The following is a 3,544-nucleotide window of genomic DNA, read 5'->3' on the forward strand; positions in this document are numbered from 1 at the left end:
TGGCACTTGACAAAAACATAGGGACACCCCCCTTCCCCACGCAATCCCCAAAATAGACGAACTGGTCTGTACTAATTGCAGGATCAGGCGTAAACTACGGCTACACGCGAAAACTCATTAGGAAGTCCTCTGTGATTTCCGGAATGGATAAGATTAATGACTATTTATAACGATGTCACTGAACTGATCGGCAACACCCCGCTGGTTAAGCTCAACCGTGTTACCGAGGGCCTGCCGGGCAACGTGATTGCCAAGCTGGAGTTTTACAACCCTGCCAACTCGGTCAAGGACCGCATCGGCAACGCAATTATCGATGCCGCCGAGCGCTCTGGCGAGCTCAAGCCGGGCGGAACCATCGTTGAGGGCACCTCGGGCAACACCGGTATCGCGCTGGCAATGGTCGGCGCAGCCCGCGGTTACAAGGTCATTCTCACTATGCCGGACACCATGAGCCAGGAGCGCCGCGTCGTTCTGCGCGCATTCGGCGCTGAGCTTGTACTCACCCCGGGCGCGGATGGCATGCGCGGTGCTGTCGATAAGGCCAACGAAATCGTGGCTAACACCGACAATGCAATCCTGGCTTCCCAGTTCGCCAACCCGGCCAACCCGGCTATCCACGAGGCAACCACTGGTGAAGAAATCTGGGAAGCTACCGACGGCAAGGTTGATTACTTCGTGGCTGGTGTCGGCACCGGCGGCACCGTTACCGGTGCTGGTCGCACGCTGAAGAAGCACAACTCGGAAATCAAGCTGGTTGCCGTTGAGCCGAAGGCTTCCCCGCTGCTGACCGAGGGCACCGCCGGCCCGCATAAGATTCAGGGCCTGGGCGCAAACTTTGTCCCAGAGGTTCTCGATCAGGAGCTTCTCGACGAGATTATTGCGGTTACCAACGAGGACGCTATTGAGGTCTCCCGCAAGGTCGCTGCAGCCGAGGGCATCCTCGGCGGCATTTCCTCCGGTGCAAACATCAAGGCTGCTCTCGAGATTGCAGCCCGCCCGGAGGCTGAGGGCAAGAATATCGTCGTGATTGTCCCTGACTTCGGCGAGCGCTACGTCTCCTCCATCCTGTACGAGGACCTGCGCGACTAAAACCAAGCGCTATAAACGCCCTTTAACTTCTCCACAAAGCCCGCTAGCTGGCAGTTTTTCGTCGGCAAGCGGGTTTTTGCGTTGTTCCCACTTCCGACCAGATAGAATTAACGGCCATGAGTGACTTTTTCCGAATCCTCAAAGAGGATCTGGACAATGCCCGTGCGCATGATCCAGCTGCACGTAGTGACGTAGAAAATGCCATTGTCTACTCCGGCCTACACGCAATCTGGATTCACCGATTCTCGCACCGCCTCTGGAAGCGCGGTGGGATTTTCAAGGGCATTGCACGAGTCCTCGCACAATTTGCCCGTTGGCTGACTGGTATTGAGATTCACCCGGGTGCCCAAATTGGTCGCCGGTTCTTCATCGACCACGGCATGGGAATTGTCATTGGTGAAACCGCAGAGATTGGTGACGGCTGCATGCTCTACCACGGCGTGACCCTCGGTGGTCGCTCGCTGGAGAAGGTCAAGCGCCACCCCACGCTGGAGGACAACGTCACCGTCGGCGCAGGTGCGAAAGTCCTTGGCCCAATCACTATTGGTGCTGGCTCGTCGATTGGCGCCAACTCCGTGGTCACCCACAGCTGCCCACCCGATTCCATCGTGATCGGAATTCCGGGCCGCGTACGCCCGGCCAAGCCCGGCGAACACAAGCCGTTGTGCGATCCGGCGGTTTACGTCCAAGGTGACGGGGACTTTATCTAGCTCGGTCCTAAAACTAGCTCTACATACAAAAGCCGACCGGCTGCTCTTGCTATTGTGAGCAGCCGGTCGGTTTCTTTGCCATTTTCTTTTAACTATTTTGGCGACTAGTCAGCCAGCAGATCCTGGTACTCCGGGTTCTTCTCCACGAACCGGGCAACAGCGGAGCAGCTGGTGCGAATCTTGCGGTTGTTCTTCCGGACATCATCCAGGGCTCCTGCGATAAGCGGCTTGGATAGCCCCTGACCGCGGAACTTGTTGTCAACAACCGTATGGTCAAAATCCAGCGCGCCTTCCACCGGGGTGTAAGCGGCGAAGCCAGCCTCCTGCCCCTCTACAGTAAGAACGTAGCGCTGACCGGCCTCATCATGCGAAATAGTGTGTGCCATTTTCGGAGTCACTTCCCTCTCGTGATCTTCAAGCGTCGTCATTGCAAACGACTCTTAGGATGTAACCCAACTAACAGCTCTCACTTCAGATTAATTCCGAATCTTGGCTAGTTCTGCACTAGAGGGGGTTCGCCCGGGTGCTCGTCGGCACGCCCGACAGCGACACGGCACGGGACATCGCCCTTCGCGACCTTAGTCGCAGCCTCACCTTCTACCCACCCCGGGCTGACGGCCTCAGCGAGCGGGCCTGCGAGATCCGCCAATTCACAGTGGGACAGACCCGGAGCCACCACGCTGATGCGGTAACGCTTACGATCCCCCGGATCCATGCCCGGGTTTGCCTCCGCCCACAAATCAGCGAGAGAGGAAGTGCGCCCCACGTCAGGCATGACATCCTCGTAGACGTTGACTTCCTGATCCGGAATCAGCTCCGTGAGCACCCCACGAACCTTCTCAGCAGCCGATTGACTGCCCGCAGCATCCGTGTAGACGAAGATGCGCACGACCCACGGCAATGTCTCATCATGGGACAGCGTTCCTGCTGAGGCGAATTCCTTACTCATGCACAACATCCTATCCGCTAGGGCGTGTACGCGGTTTAATTTCCCCCACTTTAAGGTTTTCGTTCGACTCAACGCACTTTGCTTTACGACAAGCACCTGATAAAACAAAGAATCCCCAACCCGTTACCGGACTGGGGATAAATTGTGGCCAGAAGCGGGATCGAACCGCTGACCTTCCACTTTTCAGGCGGACGCTCTACCGACTGAGCTATCTGGCCAGACTTGAAATTAATCAAGTGGCGACCCTGACGGGACTTGAACCCGCGACCTCCGCCGTGACAGGGCGGCGCGCTAACCAACTGCGCCACAGGGCCTTAAATACCGTGCTCAACTTTCTGGCTTACCAGCGCTGTGCACGAGTTGTTACTCTACAGAACCGCGCCAAACATAAGCAAATCGCCAGTTCATGGCAGATATTTTAAGTTGAAAACTGACATCCGAACCCCGGGGGCTCGGGGCAACCTAGACTGTGGCGCCCCCGGTGGCAGCTACGGGTTAATAGACCAAAGTATGTCCGCTCAGCATGTCGCCGGGTGGCCCCTTTTTGCCACTTAGTCCTTAATGCGAGTTACTGACTGCGTTTATGTCAAAAATGGCCTGTAAACTGGCCTGAAAGTGTCATAAATTCGCACAGTTTCACATTTGCAGCCCGTAATTTTTCGGGCGATCAGTTTTGCTACTTAACCCTGGGTTGTGGAGCTGCCGCAGTTGGAGGCTGACCAGTCACTATCTTGAGAATCAGACACACTTTTTGCCCCCACCGAGGGTTAAGTAAAGAAAAGTGTGTCCGCATGCC

Annotated in this window: 4 protein-coding genes and 2 tRNA genes; 2 read left to right on the plus strand and 4 right to left on the minus strand. The window is 56.3% G+C overall.

From position 1 onward, the window contains the following. The first annotated feature begins 156 nt into the window (after positions 1–156). Positions 157–1,089 carry a cysteine synthase A gene (gene cysK / locus HMPREF2847_RS08840; protein WP_070852178.1) on the plus strand — a complete coding sequence of 311 codons (933 nt, stop codon included), beginning with the start codon at positions 157–159 and terminating at the stop codon, positions 1,087–1,089. 116 nt (positions 1,090–1,205) lie between these two features. Beyond that, on the plus strand, positions 1,206–1,799 hold the full coding sequence (epsC, locus tag HMPREF2847_RS08845; protein ID WP_048761503.1) for a serine O-acetyltransferase EpsC: 594 nt from the start codon (positions 1,206–1,208) through the stop codon (positions 1,797–1,799). A 104-nt stretch (positions 1,800–1,903) separates the two neighbouring features. Here the strand turns inward: epsC and HMPREF2847_RS08850 are convergent, their stop codons facing one another. The 4 genes from HMPREF2847_RS08850 to HMPREF2847_RS08865 form a co-directional block, all read right to left on the minus strand. Continuing rightward, positions 1,904–2,185 (minus strand): GNAT family N-acetyltransferase, encoded by a 282-nt coding sequence (locus HMPREF2847_RS08850; RefSeq protein WP_070852179.1) that lies wholly within the window; start codon positions 2,183–2,185, stop codon positions 1,904–1,906. A gap of 107 nt (positions 2,186–2,292) precedes the next feature. Beyond that, entirely contained in the window at positions 2,293–2,748 is a 456-nt protein-coding gene (locus tag HMPREF2847_RS08855; RefSeq protein WP_048761510.1) for a hypothetical protein, read from the minus strand. Positions 2,749–2,893: 145 nt separating this feature from the next. Further along, positions 2,894–2,966, minus strand: a tRNA-Phe gene (locus HMPREF2847_RS08860). 19 nt (positions 2,967–2,985) lie between these two features. Then, a tRNA-Asp gene (locus tag HMPREF2847_RS08865) sits at positions 2,986–3,062 on the minus strand. Between the last annotated feature and the right edge of the window lie 482 nt (positions 3,063–3,544).

Origin of the sequence: Corynebacterium sp. HMSC074C03, from assembly GCF_001838285.1 — a bacterium.
Lineage (GTDB): Bacteria > Actinomycetota > Actinomycetes > Mycobacteriales > Mycobacteriaceae > Corynebacterium > Corynebacterium amycolatum.

What these genes read in the sequence shown, in the direction of transcription:
- cysK (WP_070852178.1), top strand. Translation starts at nt 157, where the DNA reads ATGACTATTTATAACGATGTCACTGAACTGATCGGCAACACCCCGCTG.
- epsC (WP_048761503.1), top strand. Translation starts at nt 1,206, where the DNA reads ATGAGTGACTTTTTCCGAATCCTCAAAGAGGATCTGGACAATGCCCGT.
- HMPREF2847_RS08855 (WP_048761510.1), bottom strand. Translation starts at nt 2,748, where the DNA reads ATGAGTAAGGAATTCGCCTCAGCAGGAACGCTGTCCCATGATGAGACA.
- HMPREF2847_RS08850 (WP_070852179.1), bottom strand. Translation starts at nt 2,185, where the DNA reads ATGGCACACACTATTTCGCATGATGAGGCCGGTCAGCGCTACGTTCTT.